The sequence below is a fragment of the Sphingomonas sp. IBVSS2 genome, from assembly GCF_002127225.1.
Lineage (GTDB): Bacteria > Pseudomonadota > Alphaproteobacteria > Sphingomonadales > Sphingomonadaceae > Sphingomonas.
Genome location: NZ_NFUR01000001.1, coordinates 1171290 through 1190757 on the forward strand (window position 1 = coordinate 1171290; position 19468 = coordinate 1190757).

Here is a 19468-nt window from a genome sequence, read left to right on the forward strand (position 1 = left end):
CAGGGCGCGGACGTCCTTGTCGGCCATATTGCCGAAGCCGTCGCGTTTCTCGAGCCTGTAGACCGTCTCCATCCGATCGCCGGACCGGTCGAGAAAGGCGAGCACCGCGTCGAACATGTCGCCGTGGAGATGCGTCGGCGCGCCGATCCGGGGCACGATGTCCGCGGCGGTGAGCCCGATGCCGTCGACGAAGCGGCTCTCGAACCGCCCATGGATGCTGCGGTCGCGGGTATAGCCGTTCGGATTGGGGCCCAGCCAGCCGTCCGAGTTCACCGAGTTGTGCAGCGGCTGCGAGCCGTCGCCGACATAGTGGCCGAGCCGGATCGCCTGGAACGCGCAGTGCTGCTCGGGAACCGATGCGTCGCCACCGCTCGCCTGCGCCGCGCGGATCGCGCGCATGCAGACGATCAGCCGCTCATAGGCTTCCATCGCCGCATAGGGCAGCGTGCCGGTCCAGCGGACATTGGTACGTGCGGCGGTGGCGGGATCGCTCTGCTTGATCCTCTCGTAGCGCTTGTAGAGCGCGAGGATGAAGGCGTAGCGCGATCGCGGGACGGGCTTCAGAAAGGCGAACTGCTCGCGAAACCAGCCATGGTTCGGGTCTTCCTCGATCTTCGAGAAGCCCTCCGCGTCCCCGCGCCAGCCGTCCGGCAGTGCGGCGGAGGCCGAGATATAGTCGATATGGCGGCGCAGAAAGACCGGGCCGCCATCGGGTATCGTCTGGATCGCCGCGCGGTCGATCACCGCATGCGCCGTGCCGCCCCAGGCATGGGCGACGGCGGGGCACAGCAAGAGGGCGGCAGCCAGGGCAAGGCGGCGCATGACGGCTCCTTTCAGGGATCGAGGGGATCGCGCGGATCGATGCGTTCGGACGTCCGCGACGGGCGGAACACCAGCTCGTTCGGCGACACCCGGCGAACGACCGCGCCGGGCTGGTAGCCGAGCTCGGCGGCGTTGCGCTCGGCGAACCTGGCGCTTTCGATATAGGCGCTCTGCAGGGGATTGCAGACGATCACGGTCTCCGCCTCCAGCGGCGCGCCCATCCGCGCGAGCAGCCGGCCGGCGTTGCGCAGGTTGGTGGTGGTGTGGCGGGCATAGGGCTCGATGAGGATCGCTTCGGCGGGGACGCCGTAGCGCTCGATCAGCGCCTTGCGCATCTCGACGGCCTCGGTGAAAGGCGTTGCGCGCGGGTGCGCCCGCCCGCCCGTGACCAGGATGAAGGCGATGTCGCCCTGCGCGAACCGGCGCGCGGCGATGCGCAGATGATATTTGCCGAACGGGCTGAGCGGTTCGCCCTCGATCTCGGGTCCGACGCCCGTGACGATCATCGCGCTGTAGCGATAGCGGCGCCAGTCGAGCCCCTTCGCCCGTGCCATCGCCGCGGCGTTGGCGCCGCCGCTCAGCGGTTCATGGCCGATCGCATCGGTGCGCTCGCTCACGTCGAGCAGCGCGAGCGCATAGTCGATGCTGGGATCGAGCCGCTGTGCCGATCCGGCGCGGGGCGTCTCGGCGATCCAGTCGGCGGCCTGGAGGCGTGCCCGGTGATCCTGCGGAGAGACGGTGCCGGGGCCATCGATCACGGTGGCGGGGATCGCCCCCAGCGCATAGGTCCGCACGATCATGTTGATGCCCGCGATCTCGCGATCCACCTGGGCGGCGGGGCCATCGTCCGCGGCGGGAAGGCCCGGCGCCTGGGCAACGGCGCGCCGCACCGCATCCGCTTCGCGATCGCTCCAGAGCAGCGCCTGCGCGCGACAGGCGAGATCGGTGCCACATGCGGCGCGGCGCTCCTGCCGCACCCGCAGCATGTTTTCCATGCCGGGCGCCCTGGCGATCCGCTCGATCGCCGCCGGATCGTGCCCGGCCGCATCGAGCAACGGGAAGAGCCGCGCGGACAGTGCCGCCATCACCCGGTCGTCCACCGCCCCGGCCGAAGCCGGGGCGGCGAGCACCGTCACCGCGAGCGCGGCGGCGGAGAATATGGCGCGCATCACCAGCTGCGGCTGACGATGAGGCGGAAGTTCCGGCCGAACAACGGACGGCCGTAGATCGCCTGGCTGGAGCCCTGGCCGGCGAACTGGTCGGTACGCGTGTTGCCCTCGGTCAGGCCGTGCGCGTTGAACAGATTGTCGCCGACCACCTGGAAGCGCCACGCCCCCCAATCGAGCGACGCGCCCGCGCCGGTCGTCTGGTAGCCCGGCATCGCCGTGCGGTTGAACAGGTCGACATAGCGCCGGCCGACCCACTCGAAGCGCCCGAAGATCGAGAGCTTCTGCTCGCCCAGGTCGAAGTCGAAGCTCGGCCGCAGATTGCCGAAGAACTTCGCCTCGCGGATGATCTGCTTGCCGTTCACCGCGCTCGGATCGGCGCCCGAATTGTTCTGGAGATTGGCATATTCCGGCTTCTGCCAGGTCACGGACCCGTCGAGCGAGAACCAGCGGACCGGCACGATCCGGCCATCCACTTCGACGCCCTTGACCGAGGCCTCGCCGATGAACGGCAGCGTCTGGTCGTTGCGGCCGGTCAGCGGGTTGAACGCCGCGAAAGAGGCGTTGAACGGGTTGAACTTGGTGTAGAAGCCGGTGGCATAGAGATAGTTCGGGCCGAAGCTCGCCTTCAGGCCGACTTCATACTGGCGCGCCTTGGTCTTGACGATGGTCGCGTTGATGCCGGACACCACACCCATCTGCGGCGGCACTTCCAGATTGGAGATGCGGCCATAGGCGCCGAGATGGCCGTCCAGGTCGTAGCTGACGCCGACGGTCCAGTTGGTCGCCTTGGGGCTGAGGCGCTGGTCGAGCACCTGGCCGGTGAAGGCGCGGGTGGTGTCGTCGGCCAGCGTCGTCGCATCGCCCAGATTGACCTGGGTGGTCGGCAACGCGAAGCCCCTGTAGCCGTAGCGCTCGGTGCGGATGCCGGCATCGACGCGCAGGCCGCGGGCGATGTCCCAGGTGTCGTTCGCGTAGAAGGCGATCATCTGCGCATCGCCTTTGCCCTTGTTGAGGGTGGTGGTGTAGCGCAGCACGCCATTCTGGGTGACCGAGCCCAGCACCGCGCCGGTCGACGAATAGGCGAGCAGGTCGAGCGTGCGCGGCTGGCTGCGCACTTCGATCAGCATGTCCTGATAGGCCTGGAGCAACGTGTTGCCATAGAACGCGCCGTACAGGCCGACGCGCACGTCATGGGTGCCGATGCCGGTCTCGAACTTGCGGGTGACGCTCAGGTCGCCCTGCACCGAATAGAAGTCCGATTCCGAGGCGCGATACTGGCCGGACATGACCAGGCCCGAGGCAGTGGAGGGATCGTAGACCGACGCGCCGTTGGTGCCGGCGAAGGCATAACCGAGCCGGGCCACATTCGGCCCGAAGGCAGTGCGCGCGGCGGCCAGATAGCCGGCGGCGAAGCTGGTCGCGTCGGCAGGGTTGGTGGTCGAGTAGAACGCGTCGAAGCTCGACTTGCCCTTGGTCCCGCCGACCTTGGCGGAGACCTGCCAGCCGCTGAAATCGGCCTCGTAATCGACCGCCGCGTTGAAGAAGCGCATGTGGCGGCCGCTGGAGAGGTCGCGCTGCAGGCTCTGCAGCGTTCCGGCGCCGTCGCGATACTTGATGTTGACGTTGCGCAGCGACGGCGAGTTCATCGTGCCGGTGAAATAGTCGATATAGGGATTGAGCGAGACCGCCGGGTTGCGCGGATCGTTGGTCGGGATCGGCAGATAGAAGACGTTGTGGTCGTTCACATATTCAGCCGAGATCTTGACGTAGCCGTTGGTCAGCTGGCGCTTGAGATTGGCGCGGATCTGGCCGCCCTTGTCGCTGGGGAAGCCGGCATAGCGATAGCCGTCATGCTGGCGCAGGAAGCCGCCGATCGCGAAATAGGTGTTGTCGCTGATCGGGCCGGACTGCATCGCGTCGAGCCGGTAGAGGCCGGTATCGCCCAGCGTGATCTGCGCCTTGCCGCGCGCCTGGGGGCCGCCCGACACGGTGATGTTGTTGGCGATCGCCGCGGCGCTGCTGGCATAGATCGGTGCCGGGCCGCCGCGCACGATCTCGACACGCTCGGTCATCAGGTCGTAGCGGTTCATGCCTTCGCCGGAATTGAAGAAGACGCCGTCGATCTCGTGGTAGAGCGGCAGGCCGTCCTGCTGGAAGATCAGATAGCCGCGATCGGTGGGGATGCCGCGCACGCGGGTGATGTTCTGCACTTCGCCGCCGGTCGCCTCGACCTGGATGCCGGGGACGGTGCCGAGCAGGTCGGCGAAGCTCTTCGGCGCGATCTTCTGGACGTCCGCCTGGCTGAGCGAGTTGATCGCATAGGAGACGTCGAAGCGGCGCTGCGCGCGCGCCGAGCCGGTGACGATGATGTCCGCGCCCGCATCGTCGGCGGTCTGCGCCGGGTCTGCGGCTGGCGTGTCGGCGGTCTGCGCAAAGGCCGGCGCGGACAGGATGCTGAACGCGAGCACCGCACAGCCGGCGGCGAGATTGTGCTTCTTCATCGGATCGTTCCCCCGAGATTCTTGTGAACTCGCGGCGCCGATGCGCGGTGCGGATGACAGATTTATTTATTTCTGAGAAAATTAATCGCGGGCCGTGCGCCGGGCTGCTATTGGCCCCGGGCGATGAGGCATCCACCGGTCACGCTGCTCGAGGAGGAGAAGCGGCTGCTCTGGCAGCTGCGCATGCGTGGTCCGCAATCGCGGTCTGCCCTGGCGGAGACGCTGCAGATCAGCAACGGCGCCATATCCAAGCTGACCAGGGCGCTGATCGGGCAGGCCCTGATCGAGGAATTGCCCGCCGAGGCGCTGGCGGGGCGGGGCCGCCCGACGGTGCCGCTGCGGATTTCCCCGGCCGGGGGCTATGCCGTCGGGCTGGCGATCTATGCCGGCCTCCTGGAGATCGCGCTGGTCGATTATGCCGGGGGCGTGGTGTCGCTCACCTCCGAGAAGATCGAGCCGATCGACCCGCGGGGTTTCGCCCGCCATGTCGATCGCCGTATCCACGAACTCGCGATCGAGCACCGCCTGTTGGGAAGCCGCTTGTACGGCGTCGGTTTCAGCGTGCCCGGCCCGGCCCTGTCGCGCGACGGCAATCGCTGGCACGTCGTCCGCAACCTGCCCGGCTGGAAGGATGCGCCGCTGCGCACGATCTTCGAGGAAGCGCTTCGGCTGCCGATCTGGATCGAGAACGACGCGACGGCGGCGGCGCTCGCCGAATATTATCTGGGCGGGCTGATCCGGCGCTGCACCACGGCGGTGGTGATCCTGCTGGGGCATGGCGTCGGGGCGGGGATCGTCCATGAAGGCCGGCTGATGCGCGGCGAGACGGGCAGCGCGGGCGAGATCGGCATGTTCTACCCGGGCAACCAGCCGCGCCCGACGACGCTCGATCTGATTGCAACGCTGCAGGCGGCCGGGTGCAAGGTCGGATCGCTGGCGGATTTCGCCGAGGCGATCCCGGGATATGAAGCGACGATCGATCATTGGCTGGAACGGGCCGCCGATCAGCTCCTCCAGACGATCAACTCGGCGCTTGCCTGGTTCGATCCGGGAGCGATCCGGCTGATGAGCCCCTTGCCGTCCGCGATCATGCACGGACTTGCCGATCGGCTGAACCGCCGAGCGATCAAGTGGGGCGACCATATCGCGGAGAGCGAGAAGGAGCGGTACGAGATCGAGATATCCCGGCTCGGCGGCGCCGGCTCCGCGCTGGGTGCAGCGCTGCTGCCGATTCATGCGTCGATCGCGCGAGCATGACGACAGGATTGCGGCATCGCTGTCGACAATCCGGCGGTGACGGAGCGCACCCGGGTGCCGTTCGCGAAGCTGCAACCGGTTCGTTACCGTGCAGGATCAATCGCGATGGGAGCGTGGTGCCCGGGGACGGAGTCGAACCGCCGACACTGCGATTTTCAGTCGCATGCTCTACCAACTGAGCTACCCGGGCATGCCCGGCGAGTGCCGGGGAGCGCGCCTCTTAGTCGCGCGAATCGGTGCTGTCCACCCCCGAATGCGCATGGGGATCCACGCGCTCGCCGGGAATGCGATAGCCCTCGCCCAGCCATTGCAGCAGGTCGCGGTCCCTGCAGCCGCGGCTGCAGAAAGGCTTGTTCTCGATATCGGTCGGCTGCCCGCAGACGGGGCAGGTGTCGCTCTTCGCCATTTCACTCCTTCGCGCCGGTCCGGTCGCCGGCGGACGTGAACCCGGTTACGCCGCCGATTCGCCGCGCCAACTCGGCGGTCCAGCCGGGTTGCTGGGCGAGGCGGCGGGCGACGTTCCTGGTCACCATATGGGTAGTCGGGGGCGGTGGGGGAAGCCGTTCGACCCGCCTCAGCTCCGCCCGCGTCTCGGCGCCGATCGGATCGGCGCGCAGCAGCTCGGGCAGCGAAGGCCTGGTGCGGCGGCGCACGATCTGGAGGAAGCCGAAGCCGTTCACCGCGGTCCGCTCGAAAGGCTGGGGCAGGGCGGCGTCGATCGCTTCGGCCACCGCCTGGCGCGCACCCTTCCCGGCGAGCGTGGGGAAGTCGATGCCGATCGAGCCGGCGATGCCGTGCCGCTCGATCGCCCGCGCCACCGCATGCGCGGCGGCAACCGCCAGCGGCTCGATCGGGCCGGAGCCGTCAACGTCGAACAACGCCATCGCCGGGGTGGGCGAAAGGCGCAGCGCCCCGCCCGGAAAGGCGATCTCGCCGGTGATCGCTTCCTCGATCACTTCGGACCAGCCGGCTGCCTCCAGCGCGTCCGGCTCGTGCGCGCGGAGCATGCGGAAGGGGAGGCCGGTGGCGGCGATACGATCGAGCAGGGTGGGGCCGTCGGTGAGTTCCTCGTCGCTCGGCACCGCCTTGGGCAGCTTGGCGCGGCCCGGCTCGGGGATCGCTTCGCGAACGATCTTCACCCGCAGCTTCGCCCCTTGGGTGATCGCCTTGGGGACATGGTCGCACAGCGCCTCGCCGCCGCCGTCGAGCGCGATCAGCTTGGCCGCCTTGTCGACCAGCCGCGCATCGAGCACCGCGCCGGCGCGCGGCCGGGTGCCCTCCAGCTCGATCCGTGCCTTCCAGATGCCGCCGCGCGAGACGAGCGCGGCGCGGTTCTCGCCGATCCCGGACTCGTACAGCCACTCAGCCAAGGCTGTATCCGGCGCTCTCCAGCAGCGCGCGCGTTTCGAAGACGGGCAGGCCGACCACGCCCGAATGGCTGCCGGCGAGGTAGCGGACAAAGGCCTCGGCCTTGCCCTGGATGGCATAGCCGCCCGCCTTGCCCATGCCTTCGCCGCAGGCGACGTACCAGTCGATCTCGGCCTGGCTCAGCCGCTTGAAGGCGACGACCGTGTCCGAGATGCGCGTGCGCGCCTTGCCGTCGGCCCCGATCAGGCAGACGGCGGACAGGCAATGGTGGCGCCGGCCCGAGAGCAGCGCGAGCATGCGGCGCAGATCCGCCTCGTCCTCGGGCTTGGCGAGGATGCGACGGCCGACCGCGATGGTGGTGTCGCCCGCGAGCACGATCTCGTCCGCGGCGCGGGGCACGGCATGCGCCTTGTCGATGGCGACGCGCAGCACATAGGCGCGTGGCGTCTCGCCGGCGCGGACATTCTCGTCGACATCGGGCGCGGCGACGCGCGCGGGCTCGGCGCCGATCCGCTTGAGCAGATCGAGCCGGCGCGGCGAAGTGGAAGCGAGGACGAGCCGCAAGGGCACCGCCCGCTTACTTGAAGCGATAGGTGATACGGCCCTTGGTCAGGTCGTAGGGCGTGAGCTCGACGAGCACTTCGTCGCCGACCAGCACGCGGATGCGATTCTTGCGCATCTTGCCGGCGGTATGGCCCAGGATCTCGTGATCATTTTCGAGCCGGACGCGGAACATGGCGTTGGGCAGAAGCTCAACGACCTGACCCCGCATTTCAAGCAGTTCTTCTTTGGCCAAAAATTACCTCATGGGTGCGCGCGCTAAAAGTGGCGGTGCCTTTACAGTGCGCAGGGAGAAAAGGGAAGGTGGAGAACCCGACAAAGCCGGCCACCTTGATCCGATATGGGGATTGCGCCGGTTTTTGCCATTCTGCGCGGCAGTTCCGGCCGATTTGATCGACGGATGCGCGTGCTTCGTCGCCGCCCGATTTGCCGCGCCGGGGCAACCTGTATCTCCCGCCGCCGATCATTCGGGAGTCGGGAAAATGCGTCCTTCGTTTCTGCTGGGCTCGGCGCTGTGCGTGCTGGCCGTCCTCACCGCCGTCGATGCGCGCGCGCAATGCGCCGCGCGGCTGGAGCGGGCCAATCACAATGCGCGCGACATGCCGGAGAACACTCCTTCCGAGGTGCATGACCAACTGTCCGACCAGTCGCTGCTCGCCGACGAGACGAAGGACAGCAATCCCGCCGAATGCTTGAAGGCGGTGGTACGGATGGAAGCGCTGATGCGCCGCCACGGCAAGGCCATTGTCGAGGAATCGGGGATGCCCGCCGCCGTGGCAGCGGCGCGCCCGAGGACGCTCGACGAGCTCTTCCCGCCGACGCCGCTCTCGCGGCGCCTGGCGCAGATGCGCGTCCCGACCGGGGGGCAGACCCGGGCCGATGCGCTGGCGCTCAACGAATATGCCAATGCCAGCCGGGCGCTGGGCTTCGCGATCTATAGCGGCACCATCGAGAGCAATGCCGCCGCCGCGGCCGAGGCCGTGTCGGTTACGGACAGGGCTGTTGCCGCGGCCGAGGCGACGCAGGAAACCATGATCATGATCAACCAGGAAGGCGACATGCTGCACGCGCAGCTCGAGGACGCCTTTCGCGAACTGGAGACGGCACAGCGCGCGCAGGATCGGTTCGCGCAGAAATATGGGGAACTGGCGCCGCTGTCGCAGGACCCCGTCGCCAATCCGCTGAAGCGGCTGGAGGCGGCGAAGCGCAACCTCAAGAATGCGACGGATCGCCTGAACAAATGGATCGAGCGCAATCTGGAGGAAGGCTTCGCGCCGGGCTATCTCGGCGCGATGCGCGTGCTGGAGGCGCGCTACAAGCCCAAGTTCGAGAAGATCGAGGAACAGTGCGAGAAGATGCGGCAAGCGGCGTTCGACAAGTTTGCCCAGGCCGCGCTTACGGGGAAGAAGACGACCGCGCTCGAGGACGCCGGGAAGGCCTGCTCGCAAATGGAAAAGCCGCTCAAGGAGCAGTCGCAGCGTGAGGAAGACGAGATCCACAAGAAGTACAAGCTGCCGGAGAAGCCGGACGACGACCTGCTGGCGCCGCTGACGCCGGAGCCCAAGGGCGCGGGCAAGGAGGCGGCTCCGGCAAAGGCGCCCGAGGCCTCGGACGATGATCTGCTTGCGCCGCTGACGCCGGAGCCCAAGGGCGCGGGCAAGGAAGCGGCTCCGGCAAAGGCGCCCGAGGCCTCGGACGATGATCTGCTTGCGCCGCTGACGCCGCAGCCCAAGGGGGCGGGCAAGGAAGCGGCCCCGGCAAAGGCGCCGGAGGCACCGGCCGACGACTTGCTCGCGCCGTTGACGCCGCAGCCCAGGGGTGCCGGCAAGGGGCCGGGTTCGGGCAAGCCGAAATAGAAGCCGTTCCCCGCCGGTCGGTTTGCGCGAGGGCCGGAGGGCGATGCGCGGGGCGGCCTGTCGCCATGCCGCCCCGTTCGCTCAGGCCGGATTGTGCTTGTCGAGGAATTTCTTCACTTCCTGCAGGAACTGGGTCCGGTCCTGTTCGCGCAGCAGGTTATGGGTGTTCAGCGGCTGCTCGAGATACAGGAAGTCGACGCCCTCCTTCTTGCCTGCGCCCTTGAGCTTGCTGACCAGCCCGCGCGACTGGGCGACGGGGACGCGCTGATCCTTGGCGCCATGGACGATCAGGATCGGCGTCGAGAACATCTCGGGATGATAGGCCGGGGAGATCGCCCTGAGGTCGCCCGCCGCGCCCAGGCCCATCTTGGCGCCGTAGCCGCCGAGATAGTTCTTGTCGTAATTGACCATCGCCGGGAGGTCATGGACGCCCGCGCCGCTCACCGCGCAACGATATTTGTCGCCGTCGCGCTGCGCCGCGCGGCTGGCGGCATAGCCGCCATAGGACCAGCCCACCATGCAGACCCGCTTGGGATCGATGGTCCCGTCCTTGGCGAGCCAGGGGATCACGTCGTTGAGATCGTCCTGCATGCGCAGGCCCCAATTGCCGTCCACGGCCTTGCCGAATTCCTTGCCGTAGCCGGTCGACCCGCGATAATTGGGCTGGACGACGACATAGCCATATTCCGCCAGCGTCTGGGCCCATTGGTAGCTGTCCCAATCGGCGTCGTCGCGCGCCCAGGGGCCGCCATGCGGCATCACGATGAGCGGCAGGTTCTTCTCCCCCGTCCGGTGGCGCGGCAGGGTGAGGATGGCCTCGATCGATTTGCCGTCGGAGGCGGTGTAGCGGATGGCCTGCACCGGATTGAGCTTCGCGTTCTTGAGCGTCTCGTTGCTCCACGAGATCAGCGAGATGTCGCCGGTCACGGTGTTGAGCAGATAATAAGCGGGGACCTGGCCGAGCGCGCTGAACGAGAAGAGGATCTTCTCGCGCTTCTGGTCCGCCGACAGCAGATTGACGTTGCCGGCGCCGAATTCCTGATCGAGCAGCTTGGCGACTTCCTTGAGCCTGGGCTCGTAGAAGACCCGGCGGGTGCGCTGGTCGCTATAGGTCACGCTCTGCAGCGCGGTGCCGTCCGGCGTGATCGTCGCATCCGAAATGTCGTAGCCCGCGACGCCGAACACCTTCTTGCCGAGCGCCATCTTGTCGAGGTCATATTCGTAGAGCGCGCGGAAGCCGTCGCGATTGCTCAGGGCATAGGCCTTGTTCGAGCCCGACAGGATGTAGTCGGGCAGTTCGGTGTCGTCATATTGGTCCGGCGTCTCGTGCAGGATGGTACGGAACGTCTCCGATTCGCCGGTCCGGTAGAGCACGCGCACCTTGCCGTTCTCGCGGTCGCGCGCCGAGCCCATCCGGACGACGCCGCTCCTGTCGGCGGTCCAGGAACTCACTACCGGATTGGAGCGCTGCACGTTGCGGACGGTCCCGGTCTCGACATCGATGTCGATCACTTCGGGATGGGCCCACATTTCGCTGCTGTTGCGGTTGGTGAAGCGCTGGAGCAGCAGATGCGGCTTGGGCGTGCCCGGCGGCGACATCCACAGCACATCGCCCGCCCATCCCGCGGCACCGTCCCAGCCGAGCGGCGTCGCCTTGCGCGACTTGATATTGTAGGCGGCGATGCGCGTGACGTCGATCCACTGGCCGAACTCGAAATCGAGGCCGCGGATCCAGATCAGCAGGTTCTGGTTGTCGATCCATTGCCAGCGATAGATTTCGCGGTCGCCGAAATTGCCCTTGGAGAAATCGGAGTCGCCCGCGACGATGAACGGCTTCGCGTCCGGCTGGCCGATCGGCAGGATCGCGAGCGCCTGCCGCCCGTCGGCGCGGGCCTTGGCCGCGATCAAGTCGCCATTGGGCGAAAGTGCCGGGCGGTCGATCGACGGGAATTGGCCGAACACTTCGATCGGGACGGTCTTCTTGGCCCATTCGGTGTCGGGCTGGGCGCTTGCCGGCGCGGACATGGCGATGATGGCAACCAGGGCGCCGAACGGCGCAAAGCGATGCAACAAGATGATCCTCCCCCGTAGAGGAGGGCGAAATGCCCCCTGCGCCGAAATTCATCAGCGTCGATGGGGTTTGTCCAGCGGAGTTTGGCACCGGCGTGGCGCCATCCGGACAAGGAAGGCCCCGCCCGGATCGCTCCGGGCGGGGCCAGTCCTCGATCTTGCCGAAGGCGGAAGATCAGCCCGCGGCGTGACCCGCCAGCGCGGCGAGCAGCAGCAGCGCCACGATGTTGGTGATCTTGATCATCGGGTTCACGGCCGGGCCCGCGGTGTCCTTGTACGGATCGCCGACGGTGTCGCCGGTCACGGCCGCCTTATGGGCTTCCGATCCCTTGCCGCCATAATTGCCGTCCTCGATATATTTCTTGGCATTGTCCCACGCGCCGCCGCCCGAAGTCATCGAGATGGCGACGAACAGGCCGGAGACGATCACGCCGAGCAGCATCGCGCCCACGGCCGCGAAGCCCTGGGACTGGCCGGCGACCGCGGTGATGATGAAGTAGATCGCGATCGGGCTGAGCACCGGCAGCAGCGACGGAACGATCATCTCCTTGATCGCCGCCTTGGTGACGATGTCCACGGTGCGGGCATAATTGGGGCGGCTGGTGCCGGCCATGATGCCCTTGTCGGCGGCGAATTGCTGGCGGACGTCCTCCACCACCGAACCCGCCGCGCGGCCGACGGCGGTCATGCCGAAGGCGCCGAACAGATAGGGCAGCAAGGCGCCGAGCAGCAGGCCGACGATCACGTACGGATTGCTCAGGGAGAAATCCACCGGCACGTCCGGGAAGAACTCCTTGAGGTCGGTCGTATAGGCACCGAACAGCACCAGCGCGGCGAGCGCGGCCGATCCGATCGCATAGCCCTTGGTGACGGCCTTGGTGGTGTTGCCCACCGCGTCGAGCGCGTCGGTCTTGTGGCGGACTTCATCCTCCAGGCCGGCCATCTCGGCGATGCCGCCGGCATTGTCGGTCACCGGGCCATAGGCGTCGAGCGCGACGACCATGCCGGCCAGCGCGAGCAGCGACGTGGCGGCAAAGGCGACGCCGATGATGCCGGCGATCTGATAGGCCGCGATCACCGCGACGACGATGACGAGCGTCGGCAGCGCCGTCGATTCCAGGCTGATCGCCAGGCCCTGGATCACATTGGTGCCATGGCCCGTCACCGAAGCCTTGGCGATCGACTTGACCGGGCGATACTGGGTCCCGGTGTAATATTCGGTGATCCACACCAGCAGGCCGGTGACGGCCAGCCCGATCATCATGCAGATGAACAGGCTCCAGCCGGTGAACTGCGCGCCCGAGGCCAGGCCCTGCACCGCCTCGGCGGTGACCTGGTCGCTCGGCTCGAGGAAGGTGCTGGGATCGATCGAGAGGCCGCCGATCGGCGCGTTCATGTCGCCCAGCGCATATTGGGTGACGAACCAGATCGCCGGGACCGAGAGGATCGCGGTGGTCCAGAAGCCCTTGTAGAGCGCACCCATGATCGACTGGCTCTTGCCCAGGCGGACCATATAGGTGCCGATGATCGAGGTGATGATGCACACGCCGCCGACGATCAGCGGCAGCGACATCAGCTTGAGCAGCAGTTCGTCGGACAGATTCTTCACCAGCAGCGCGATCGAGACCATGGTGAGGCCGAGCGTCACGACATAGGTTTCGAACAGGTCGGCGGCCATGCCGGCGCAGTCGCCGACATTGTCGCCGACATTGTCCGCGATCACGGCGGGGTTGCGGGGATCGTCCTCGGGAATGCCGGCCTCGACCTTGCCGACCAGGTCGGCACCCACATCGGCGGCCTTGGTGAAGATGCCGCCGCCCAGGCGCGCGAAGATCGAGATCAGCGAAGCGCCGAAGGCGAGGGCGGTCAGCGCCTCGATCACCTTGCGGCTGTTGGGAGCGAGCCCGAACGGGCCGATCAGGTACCAGAACAGCACCGCGATCGCGAGCAGGCCCAGGCCCGCCACCAGCATGCCGGTGATCGCGCCCGAGCGGAAGGCGAGCGTGAGGCCGCCCTGCAGCGAGGTGCGCGCGGCTTCCGCGGTGCGGACATTGGCACGCACCGAGATGTTCATGCCCACGAAGCCCGCCACGCCCGAGAGCACGGCACCGACGAGGAAGCCGATCGTCGAAAGCGTCCCCAGCGTGAAGAACAGGACGATGGCGACGATCACGCCCACTACGGCGATCGTCATATATTGCCGGCCGAGATAGGCCTTGGCGCCTTCCTGGATGGCAGCGGCGATGCTTTGCATCTTCTCGTTGCCCGCCGGCGCCTTCAGCACCTGCTGGCTGGTCAACAAGCCATAGAGCACTGCGAGCACGCCGCAGGCTATGGCGATGTACACAATCGTCATGCGTTCAAGCCCTTCCCCTATTGGATATCGAGCCGCGCCGGTCTGTGTGCCGGTTTAAAAGGCCCGGTATGGGGAGGCTATCGAGCGGTGGCCCGCAGCGCAAGCGGATCAGCGATGCTGGTAGCCCAGCGGGAAATCGGGTGCCGCGCCGTCGAGCAGCAGCGGCACGGCCCGCTTGTCCGTCAGCGTGCCGATCCGCGTGGCCGCCACGGGCGGCGCGAAATCGGCGGGGGCGGCGAAGAGCAGTTCGTAATCGTCGCCCCAGGTCGCGGCGCGCAGCGGATCGGCGCCGGGAGCGACGGGCAGGGCGGCCCGGGCGATCTCGACGGTGCAGCCGCTGGCTTCGGCGAGGCGGAACGCGTCGAGGAGAAGCCCGTCCGACACGTCCATCATCGCATGGACGTGCGGCGCGAGCGCGCGGCCCTCGGCGAGGCGCGGGCGCGGGCGGAGATAGGCGGCGCCGTCGCCCGCCTCGAACCCCAGCATCGCCGCGCCGATCGTGCCGGTCACCCATAGCGCGTCGCCCGTCCGGCCGCCGTCGCGGCGCGGCACGGCGGCGCCGGCGCGGCCGATCGCGGTGCAGCCGAAGGTGGCGGGCTTGACCGAGATGGTGTCGCCGCCGAGCAGCGGCACGGCATATTCGGTGAGGATCGCGCGCAGCCCCTCGACGAAGCGCTCTGCCCCTTCCACCAGCACGGCGCCGATCAGCACGCCCAGCGGCGCGGCACCCTTGGCGGCCAGGTCCGACAGGTTCACCGCGACCAGCTTCCAGGCGATGTCGAACGGATCGGTGCCGGGGCGGTAATGCACGCCCTCGGCGATCGCGTCATGGGTGAGGATCAGCGTCTCGCCGCCGATCGCCAGCGTTGCCGTATCGTCGCGCAGGCCCTCGGCGCCCGGATGGAGCGGCAGGGTGCGCAGCGCGGCGATGAACTCGGCTTCGTTCACTTCAAATCCTCCCCGAACTTGTCTCGGGGAGGGGGATCATCCGAAGGATGGTGGAGGGGTCGTGCCGAAGGCGCGCGGTCCCCCTCCCCGAGCGGAGCTCGGGGAGGATTTGGATCAACCCCGGACTTCCTTGGCCACGGCGTCGAGGATGCCGTTGACGAAGCCCTTCTCGCGACGATCGTAAAAGGCGTCGGTGACGTCGAGATACTCGCTGATCGCCGCGCCCACGGGCACGTCCTTGCGCGCCATCAGCTCATAGGTGCCGGCGCGCAGGATCTGGCGCATCGGCTTGTCGAGCCGGTCGAGGCTCCAGTCGGCAGTCAGCTTGGCGGCGATCAGCCGGTCGATCTCGTCGCGGCGCTCGGTCACGCCGACCACGATGTCGTCGAAAAAGGCGATGTCGGCCTCGGCATATTCCACGTCCTCGATCACCGCGCCCAGGCGATGGTGGTGGAACTCGTGGAGCAGCGCCGGGATCGAGGTCGCTTCCATCTCGTGCTGGTACAGCGCCTGCACGGCGGCGAGGCGCGCGGCGGCGCGCGCCTTGGAACGGGACTTTGCTTGATGGCTAGGCATGCTGCGCCCCATAGGTCCGTTCGACCGAGATGGCAAAGCGTCTTGCGTGAGGAGCGCCCCTCCCTCTCCCCTGCGAGGAGGGAGGTGCGCCTAATCGCGCGGCCAGGCCTTGAGCGGCGCCCGTGCGGCATAGTCGCGGCTCTCGGCGTTCCCCGCCTGCACCTCGATCACATGCTCCGGCCCGAACGGCACTTCGGTACCCAGCCAGAACTCGTCATTCTCGTCGATCTCGGGCTCGTTATCGAGCAGCCCGAAATAGGTGCCGTCCGCGGCCTCGCGCACCACGACCCACATCCGCTCGACGATCGGTTCGTCATCCTCCTCGACCGCGATCACGAAGATCAGCTTGGCGAAGTCGCCGGGCTGCAGGCCGGCGCGCGTCGCCTCATCGGGGATTTCGAAGCTCTCGGGATGGAGGAGATGGCGCTCAAGCCCGCTTTCGAGGCACCAGCCATCGTCATCCAGATCGGGCGTGCGCATCAGCTGCTCCTCAGGCGAATGGCGACGGACTCGGCGTGCGCCGGCAGCCCCTCGGCATGGGCGAGCGCCACGGCTGCCGGGCCGATGGCGGCCAGCCCGTCCCGGTCGAGCGACAGGAAGCTGGTCCGCTTCATGAAGTCGAGCACCGACAGGCCCGACGCGAAGCGCGCCCGGCGGCCGGTGGGGAGGACATGGTTCGGACCCGCGACATAATCGCCCACCGCCTCGGGCGTGTAGCGGCCGATGAAGACGGAGCCGGCATGGCGGACCAGGTCGAACAGCGCCTCGGCATCATCGCAGGCGAGTTCGAGATGCTCGGGAGCCAGGCGATCGACCAGCGGCATCGCGGAAACGAGATCGGGCACCAGGATGATCGCGCCGTTCGCTTCCCAGCTCGCCCGCGCGGTCTTCTCGGTGGCGAGCGCGGCCAGCGCCCGCGCCACCGCTTCGGCCACCTTGTCGGCGAACCCGGCATCGTCGGTGAACAGGATCGACTGGCTGGTGGGATCGTGCTCGGCCTGGCTGAGCAGGTCGGCGGCGATCCAGTCGGCATCGTTCCTGCCGTCGGCGACCACCACGATCTCGCTCGGCCCGGCGACCATGTCGATGCCGACCACGCCGTAGAGCTGGCGCTTGGCCTCGGCCACCCAGGCATTGCCCGGCCCGGTGATCACGTCGACCGGCGCGATCCTGTCGGTGCCATAAGCGAGCGCGGCGATCGCCTGCGCTCCGCCGACGCGCCAGATCTCGTCGACGCCGGCAAGATGCGCGGCGGCGAGGACGAGCGGGTTCACTTCGCCGTCCGGCGTCGGCGTCACCATCACCAGCCGGCCGACGCCCGCCGCCCTGGCCGGCAGCGCGTTCATCAGCACCGAGCTGGGATAGGCGGCCCGGCCGCCCGGCACATAGACGCCTGCCGCGTCCACCGCCCGCCAGCGTGCGCCCAGCCTGATGCCCTGCGCGTCGATCTCGTCGCGATCCTCGGGCTTCTGCTTGGCGTGATAGGCGGCGATCCGCTCGGCGGCGAGCTCCAGCGCGTCGCGCAGCTCGGGGGAAAGCCCCTCCCAGGCGGCGAGGCAGTCGGCGCGGTCGAGCTTCCAGCCCTGGGTGTCGAGGTCGAACCGGTCGAAGCGCCGGGTGAGGTCCCTGAGCGCCGCATCGCCCTCGGCCCGGACCCGGGCGACGATCGCGGTCACGTCGCGTGCGACATCCTCGTCGGCCTCGCGCCGTGCGTCGACCAGATCGGCGAACGCCCGGGCGAAGCCCGCATCGCCGGCGTCCAGCCGGATCATGCGGCCACCGCCCGGCGGAACCCGTCGACCAGCGGCACCACTTCGGTCGCGCGCGTCTTGAAAGCGGCGCGGTTGACGATCAGCCGGCTGCTCACTTCGGCGATCACCTCTACCTCGACCAGCCCGTTCTCCTTGAGCGTGCGGCCCGAGGAAACGAGGTCGACGATGCGCGGCGCCAGGCCCAGCACGGGCGCCAGCTCCATCGCGCCGTTGAGCTTGATGCACTCCGCCTGCACGCCGCGGGCCTCGAAATGGGCGCGGGTGATGTGCGGATATTTGGTGGCGACACGGACATGGCTCCAGCCGCGCGGATCGTCCCGTTCCGCCAGGTCGGCCGGCTCGGCGACCGAGATGCGGCAATGGCCGATTCCCAGGTCCACCGGGGCATAGAGTTCCGAATAATCGAACTCGGCGAGCACGTCCGAGCCGACGATGCCCAGCTGCGCCGCCCCATGCGCGACGAAGGTGGCGACGTCGAACGCCCGCACGCGGATCAGGTCGATCGCGGGGGTGTTGGTCCGGAAGCGGAGCGCGCGCGAGCCCTCGTCGGCGAAGTCCGGCTCGGGCACGATGCCGACGCGGGCGAGCAGCGGCAGCGCCTCGTCGAGGATACGTCCCTTGGGGACGGCGAGGATCAGCGGTTCGGTCATCGAAGGCGGGGCTTTACTAGGGGCACCCCATGGGCGCAACAGACGCGCCGCGGAGGTAATTCTTATGGCCAGTGAAGAGAATAACCGCGGCGCGTTTCGGATCCAGGAATTCTATTGCCGCAAGATGGACGCGCCCATCTATGCGGACATCTGCGCGGCGATCGCCGACGGGCTGACGCGCGGCAGCGAAACCGGCCGCCGCGTGCTCGACTGGCCGGGCGAGCCGACTCGCGACGCGCTGCCGCTGCGGCTGGTCGGCGGGCTGCACGCGCTGGTGCTGGCGGGCAGCGACCCGGAGCTGGCCGAGGCGTTCGCGGGCAGGCTGGCGGGCGAAGCGTTGCAGGCGGCGCTCAACCGCGTGCTGGCGCGCAACGATGCCGCCCTGCTCCCCTGGCTCGACGGCCCCCCGCAGACCAACGAGCCGGGCCGTTCGGGCGCGCTGATCGTCGGGCTGATCGACGTGGCGCGGCGCCATGGCCCGAAGCTGGAGATATTGGAGATCGGATCGAGCGGCGGGCTTAACCTGCTGATCGATCGCTATCGCTTCGATCTGGGCGGCGCGCTGCTCGGGCCGGCCGATTCGCCCGTCACGATCGCGCCGGCATGGCTCGGCGACCCGCCCGCGCTGCCGCCGCTGGAGATCGTCTCGACCCGGGGCTGCGACGTGGCGCCGCTCGACGTTACCGATCCGGCGGTGGAGGCGCGGCTTTCCGCCTATGTCTGGGCCGAGACGCCGATGCGGCTCGACCGGCTGCGCAAGGCGATCGCGATGGTGCGCGCGAGTGGCGTGAACCTGGCCCGCGCCGATGCGGCCGACTGGGTGGAGGCGCGCCTGGCCGAGCCGCAGGAAGCGGGGGTCACGCGCGTGCTGATGCATTCGGTGGTCTGGCAATATGTTCCCGATGCGAGCACCGCACGCATCCGCGCCGCGATGGAGGCGGCCGGTGCCGCGGCCACGCCCGAACGGCCGCTCGCCTGGGTGGCGATGGAGCCCGATCGCGCGCTCGGCGAGCAGGTGGTGAGCGTGCGGGCCTGGCCCGATGGCGGGCCGCGCGTGGTGGTTGCCACCGCGCACGCCCATGCCGCATGGGTCCGCCCCGGCGCGGAACGCAGCAGCGAGCAGGGCATTCTCCTCGATGCCGCGGCCGAGGTGCGCCTGTGACGAAGTCGACCAATTATCGCGACACGCTGATCACCGCGTCTCCGGACACTCCGGTGCAACAGGGCATCGTGCCCGGGAAGCCGGGAACGGTGGCGGCGGTGCAGCGTGCGCTGCTCGCCAAGCCCTATGCGATGACCAGCGACGACCTGATCTTCGCGGCATATCGCGCACGTGGCGGGGACAAGAGCCGCGAGGATTTCTTCGCCAGGCCCCAGGCGTGCCTGCGCGCCTCGCCGCTGGTGAAGCAGTTCGGCTGGGGCGTGCATCACGATGGCGAGAGCCGGATCGCGCTGCTCGGCATGGAGAGTGCCGAATATCGCCGGCTGCTCGACGATCCTTCGGTCGCCAAGGCGCCCGGGATGCGCCGGGCGCGCTAGGGTCAAGGGTGCGCCAAACGCGC

The 19468-nt window shown here is 68.3% G+C and carries 17 protein-coding genes and 1 tRNA gene; 4 read left to right on the forward strand and 14 right to left on the reverse strand.

Features of this window, described 5'->3' with window-relative positions:
- Positions 1 to 833 precede the first annotated feature (833 nt).
- Positions 834 to 1991, reverse strand: a complete 1158-nt coding sequence (locus CAP40_RS05690) for a YdcF family protein (protein WP_086128320.1) — start codon at positions 1989 to 1991, stop codon at positions 834 to 836.
- A complete protein-coding gene (locus tag CAP40_RS05695) occupies positions 1991 to 4492 on the reverse strand; it encodes a TonB-dependent receptor (protein WP_086128321.1) in 2502 nt (833 codons plus the stop codon). Before CAP40_RS05695 ends, CAP40_RS05690 begins: the two co-directional genes overlap by 1 nt.
- A gap of 123 nt (positions 4493 to 4615) precedes the next feature.
- Here CAP40_RS05695 and CAP40_RS05700 point away from each other — a divergent pair, with 123 nt between their 5' ends.
- Complete coding sequence (locus CAP40_RS05700) at positions 4616 to 5749, forward strand: ROK family transcriptional regulator (RefSeq protein WP_086128322.1); 1134 nt, start codon at positions 4616 to 4618, stop codon at positions 5747 to 5749.
- 114 nt (positions 5750 to 5863) lie between these two features.
- Here CAP40_RS05700 and CAP40_RS05705 read toward each other — a convergent pair.
- The 5 genes from CAP40_RS05705 to infA all read right to left on the reverse strand — a co-directional run bounded on the left by CAP40_RS05705 (position 5864) and on the right by infA (position 7913).
- Positions 5864 to 5939: transfer RNA gene (locus CAP40_RS05705), tRNA-Phe, on the reverse strand.
- Positions 5940 to 5969: 30 nt separating this feature from the next.
- A complete protein-coding gene (locus tag CAP40_RS05710; protein ID WP_086128323.1) occupies positions 5970 to 6155 on the reverse strand; it encodes a DNA gyrase inhibitor YacG in 186 nt (61 codons plus the stop codon).
- A gap of 1 nt (position 6156) precedes the next feature.
- Entirely contained in the window at positions 6157 to 7119 is a 963-nt protein-coding gene (locus CAP40_RS05715; RefSeq protein WP_086128324.1) for a ribonuclease, read from the reverse strand.
- A complete protein-coding gene (locus CAP40_RS05720; protein WP_086128325.1) occupies positions 7112 to 7681 on the reverse strand; it encodes a nucleoside triphosphate pyrophosphatase in 570 nt (189 codons plus the stop codon). The genes CAP40_RS05715 and CAP40_RS05720 overlap by 8 nt, the downstream gene beginning before the upstream one ends.
- A 13-nt stretch (positions 7682 to 7694) precedes the next feature.
- Positions 7695 to 7913 carry a translation initiation factor IF-1 gene (gene infA / locus CAP40_RS05725; protein WP_003049127.1) on the reverse strand — a complete coding sequence of 73 codons (219 nt, stop codon included), beginning with the start codon at positions 7911 to 7913 and terminating at the stop codon, positions 7695 to 7697.
- A gap of 247 nt (positions 7914 to 8160) precedes the next feature.
- Here infA and CAP40_RS05730 point away from each other — a divergent pair, with 247 nt between their 5' ends.
- Positions 8161 to 9534, forward strand: coding sequence for a hypothetical protein (locus CAP40_RS05730; protein ID WP_086128326.1), 1374 nt, complete (start codon positions 8161 to 8163; stop codon positions 9532 to 9534).
- Positions 9535 to 9615: 81 nt separating this feature from the next.
- Here CAP40_RS05730 and CAP40_RS05735 read toward each other — a convergent pair whose 3' ends face one another.
- From CAP40_RS05735 to hisG, 7 genes are all read right to left on the reverse strand, one after another.
- The gene (locus CAP40_RS05735; RefSeq protein ID WP_144034232.1) at positions 9616 to 11607 is read right to left on the reverse strand and encodes an alpha/beta fold hydrolase; all 1992 of its coding nucleotides are present in this window, start codon (positions 11605 to 11607) and stop codon (positions 9616 to 9618) included.
- A 172-nt stretch (positions 11608 to 11779) separates the two neighbouring features.
- On the reverse strand, positions 11780 to 13960 hold the full coding sequence (locus tag CAP40_RS05740; protein ID WP_086128328.1) for a sodium-translocating pyrophosphatase: 2181 nt from the start codon (positions 13958 to 13960) through the stop codon (positions 11780 to 11782).
- Between the two features lie 108 nt (positions 13961 to 14068).
- Entirely contained in the window at positions 14069 to 14908 is an 840-nt protein-coding gene (gene thiL, locus CAP40_RS05745) for a thiamine-phosphate kinase (RefSeq protein WP_086128329.1), read from the reverse strand.
- Between the two features lie 114 nt (positions 14909 to 15022).
- On the reverse strand, positions 15023 to 15484 hold the full coding sequence (nusB, locus tag CAP40_RS05750; protein WP_086128487.1) for a transcription antitermination factor NusB: 462 nt from the start codon (positions 15482 to 15484) through the stop codon (positions 15023 to 15025).
- A 90-nt stretch (positions 15485 to 15574) separates the two neighbouring features.
- Positions 15575 to 15964, reverse strand: a complete 390-nt coding sequence (locus CAP40_RS05755) for a hypothetical protein (protein WP_086128330.1) — start codon at positions 15962 to 15964, stop codon at positions 15575 to 15577.
- Entirely contained in the window at positions 15964 to 17256 is a 1293-nt protein-coding gene (hisD, locus tag CAP40_RS05760; protein ID WP_086128331.1) for a histidinol dehydrogenase, read from the reverse strand. Before hisD ends, CAP40_RS05755 begins: the two co-directional genes overlap by 1 nt.
- A complete protein-coding gene (gene hisG / locus CAP40_RS05765) occupies positions 17253 to 17906 on the reverse strand; it encodes an ATP phosphoribosyltransferase (RefSeq protein WP_086128332.1) in 654 nt (217 codons plus the stop codon). The genes hisD and hisG overlap by 4 nt, the downstream gene beginning before the upstream one ends.
- Before the next feature lie 124 nt (positions 17907 to 18030).
- Here hisG and CAP40_RS05770 point away from each other — a divergent pair, with 124 nt between their 5' ends.
- Together CAP40_RS05770 and CAP40_RS05775 are read left to right on the forward strand one after the other, a co-directional pair.
- Positions 18031 to 19068, forward strand: coding sequence for a DUF2332 domain-containing protein (locus tag CAP40_RS05770; RefSeq protein ID WP_256924028.1), 1038 nt, complete (start codon positions 18031 to 18033; stop codon positions 19066 to 19068).
- Positions 19065 to 19445, forward strand: coding sequence for a DUF6157 family protein (locus CAP40_RS05775; protein ID WP_086128334.1), 381 nt, complete (start codon positions 19065 to 19067; stop codon positions 19443 to 19445). The genes CAP40_RS05770 and CAP40_RS05775 overlap by 4 nt, the downstream gene beginning before the upstream one ends.
- The last annotated feature ends 23 nt before the right edge of the window (positions 19446 to 19468 follow it).

Bases quoted from the DNA above. Each gene is read 5' to 3' on its own strand.
- CAP40_RS05690 (WP_086128320.1), bottom strand. From the start codon at position 1,991: ATGCGCGCCATATTCTCCGCCGCCGCGCTCGCGGTGACGGTGCTCGCC.
- CAP40_RS05695 (WP_086128321.1), bottom strand. From the start codon at position 4,492: ATGAAGAAGCACAATCTCGCCGCCGGCTGTGCGGTGCTCGCGTTCAGC.
- CAP40_RS05700 (WP_086128322.1), top strand. From the start codon at position 4,616: ATGAGGCATCCACCGGTCACGCTGCTCGAGGAGGAGAAGCGGCTGCTC.
- CAP40_RS05710 (WP_086128323.1), bottom strand. From the start codon at position 6,155: ATGGCGAAGAGCGACACCTGCCCCGTCTGCGGGCAGCCGACCGATATC.
- CAP40_RS05730 (WP_086128326.1), top strand. From the start codon at position 8,161: ATGCGTCCTTCGTTTCTGCTGGGCTCGGCGCTGTGCGTGCTGGCCGTC.
- CAP40_RS05740 (WP_086128328.1), bottom strand. From the start codon at position 13,960: ATGACGATTGTGTACATCGCCATAGCCTGCGGCGTGCTCGCAGTGCTC.
- nusB (WP_086128487.1), bottom strand. From the start codon at position 15,484: ATGCCTAGCCATCAAGCAAAGTCCCGTTCCAAGGCGCGCGCCGCCGCG.
- CAP40_RS05755 (WP_086128330.1), bottom strand. From the start codon at position 15,964: ATGCGCACGCCCGATCTGGATGACGATGGCTGGTGCCTCGAAAGCGGG.
- hisD (WP_086128331.1), bottom strand. From the start codon at position 17,256: ATGATCCGGCTGGACGCCGGCGATGCGGGCTTCGCCCGGGCGTTCGCC.
- hisG (WP_086128332.1), bottom strand. From the start codon at position 17,906: ATGACCGAACCGCTGATCCTCGCCGTCCCCAAGGGACGTATCCTCGAC.
- CAP40_RS05770 (WP_256924028.1), top strand. From the start codon at position 18,031: ATGGACGCGCCCATCTATGCGGACATCTGCGCGGCGATCGCCGACGGG.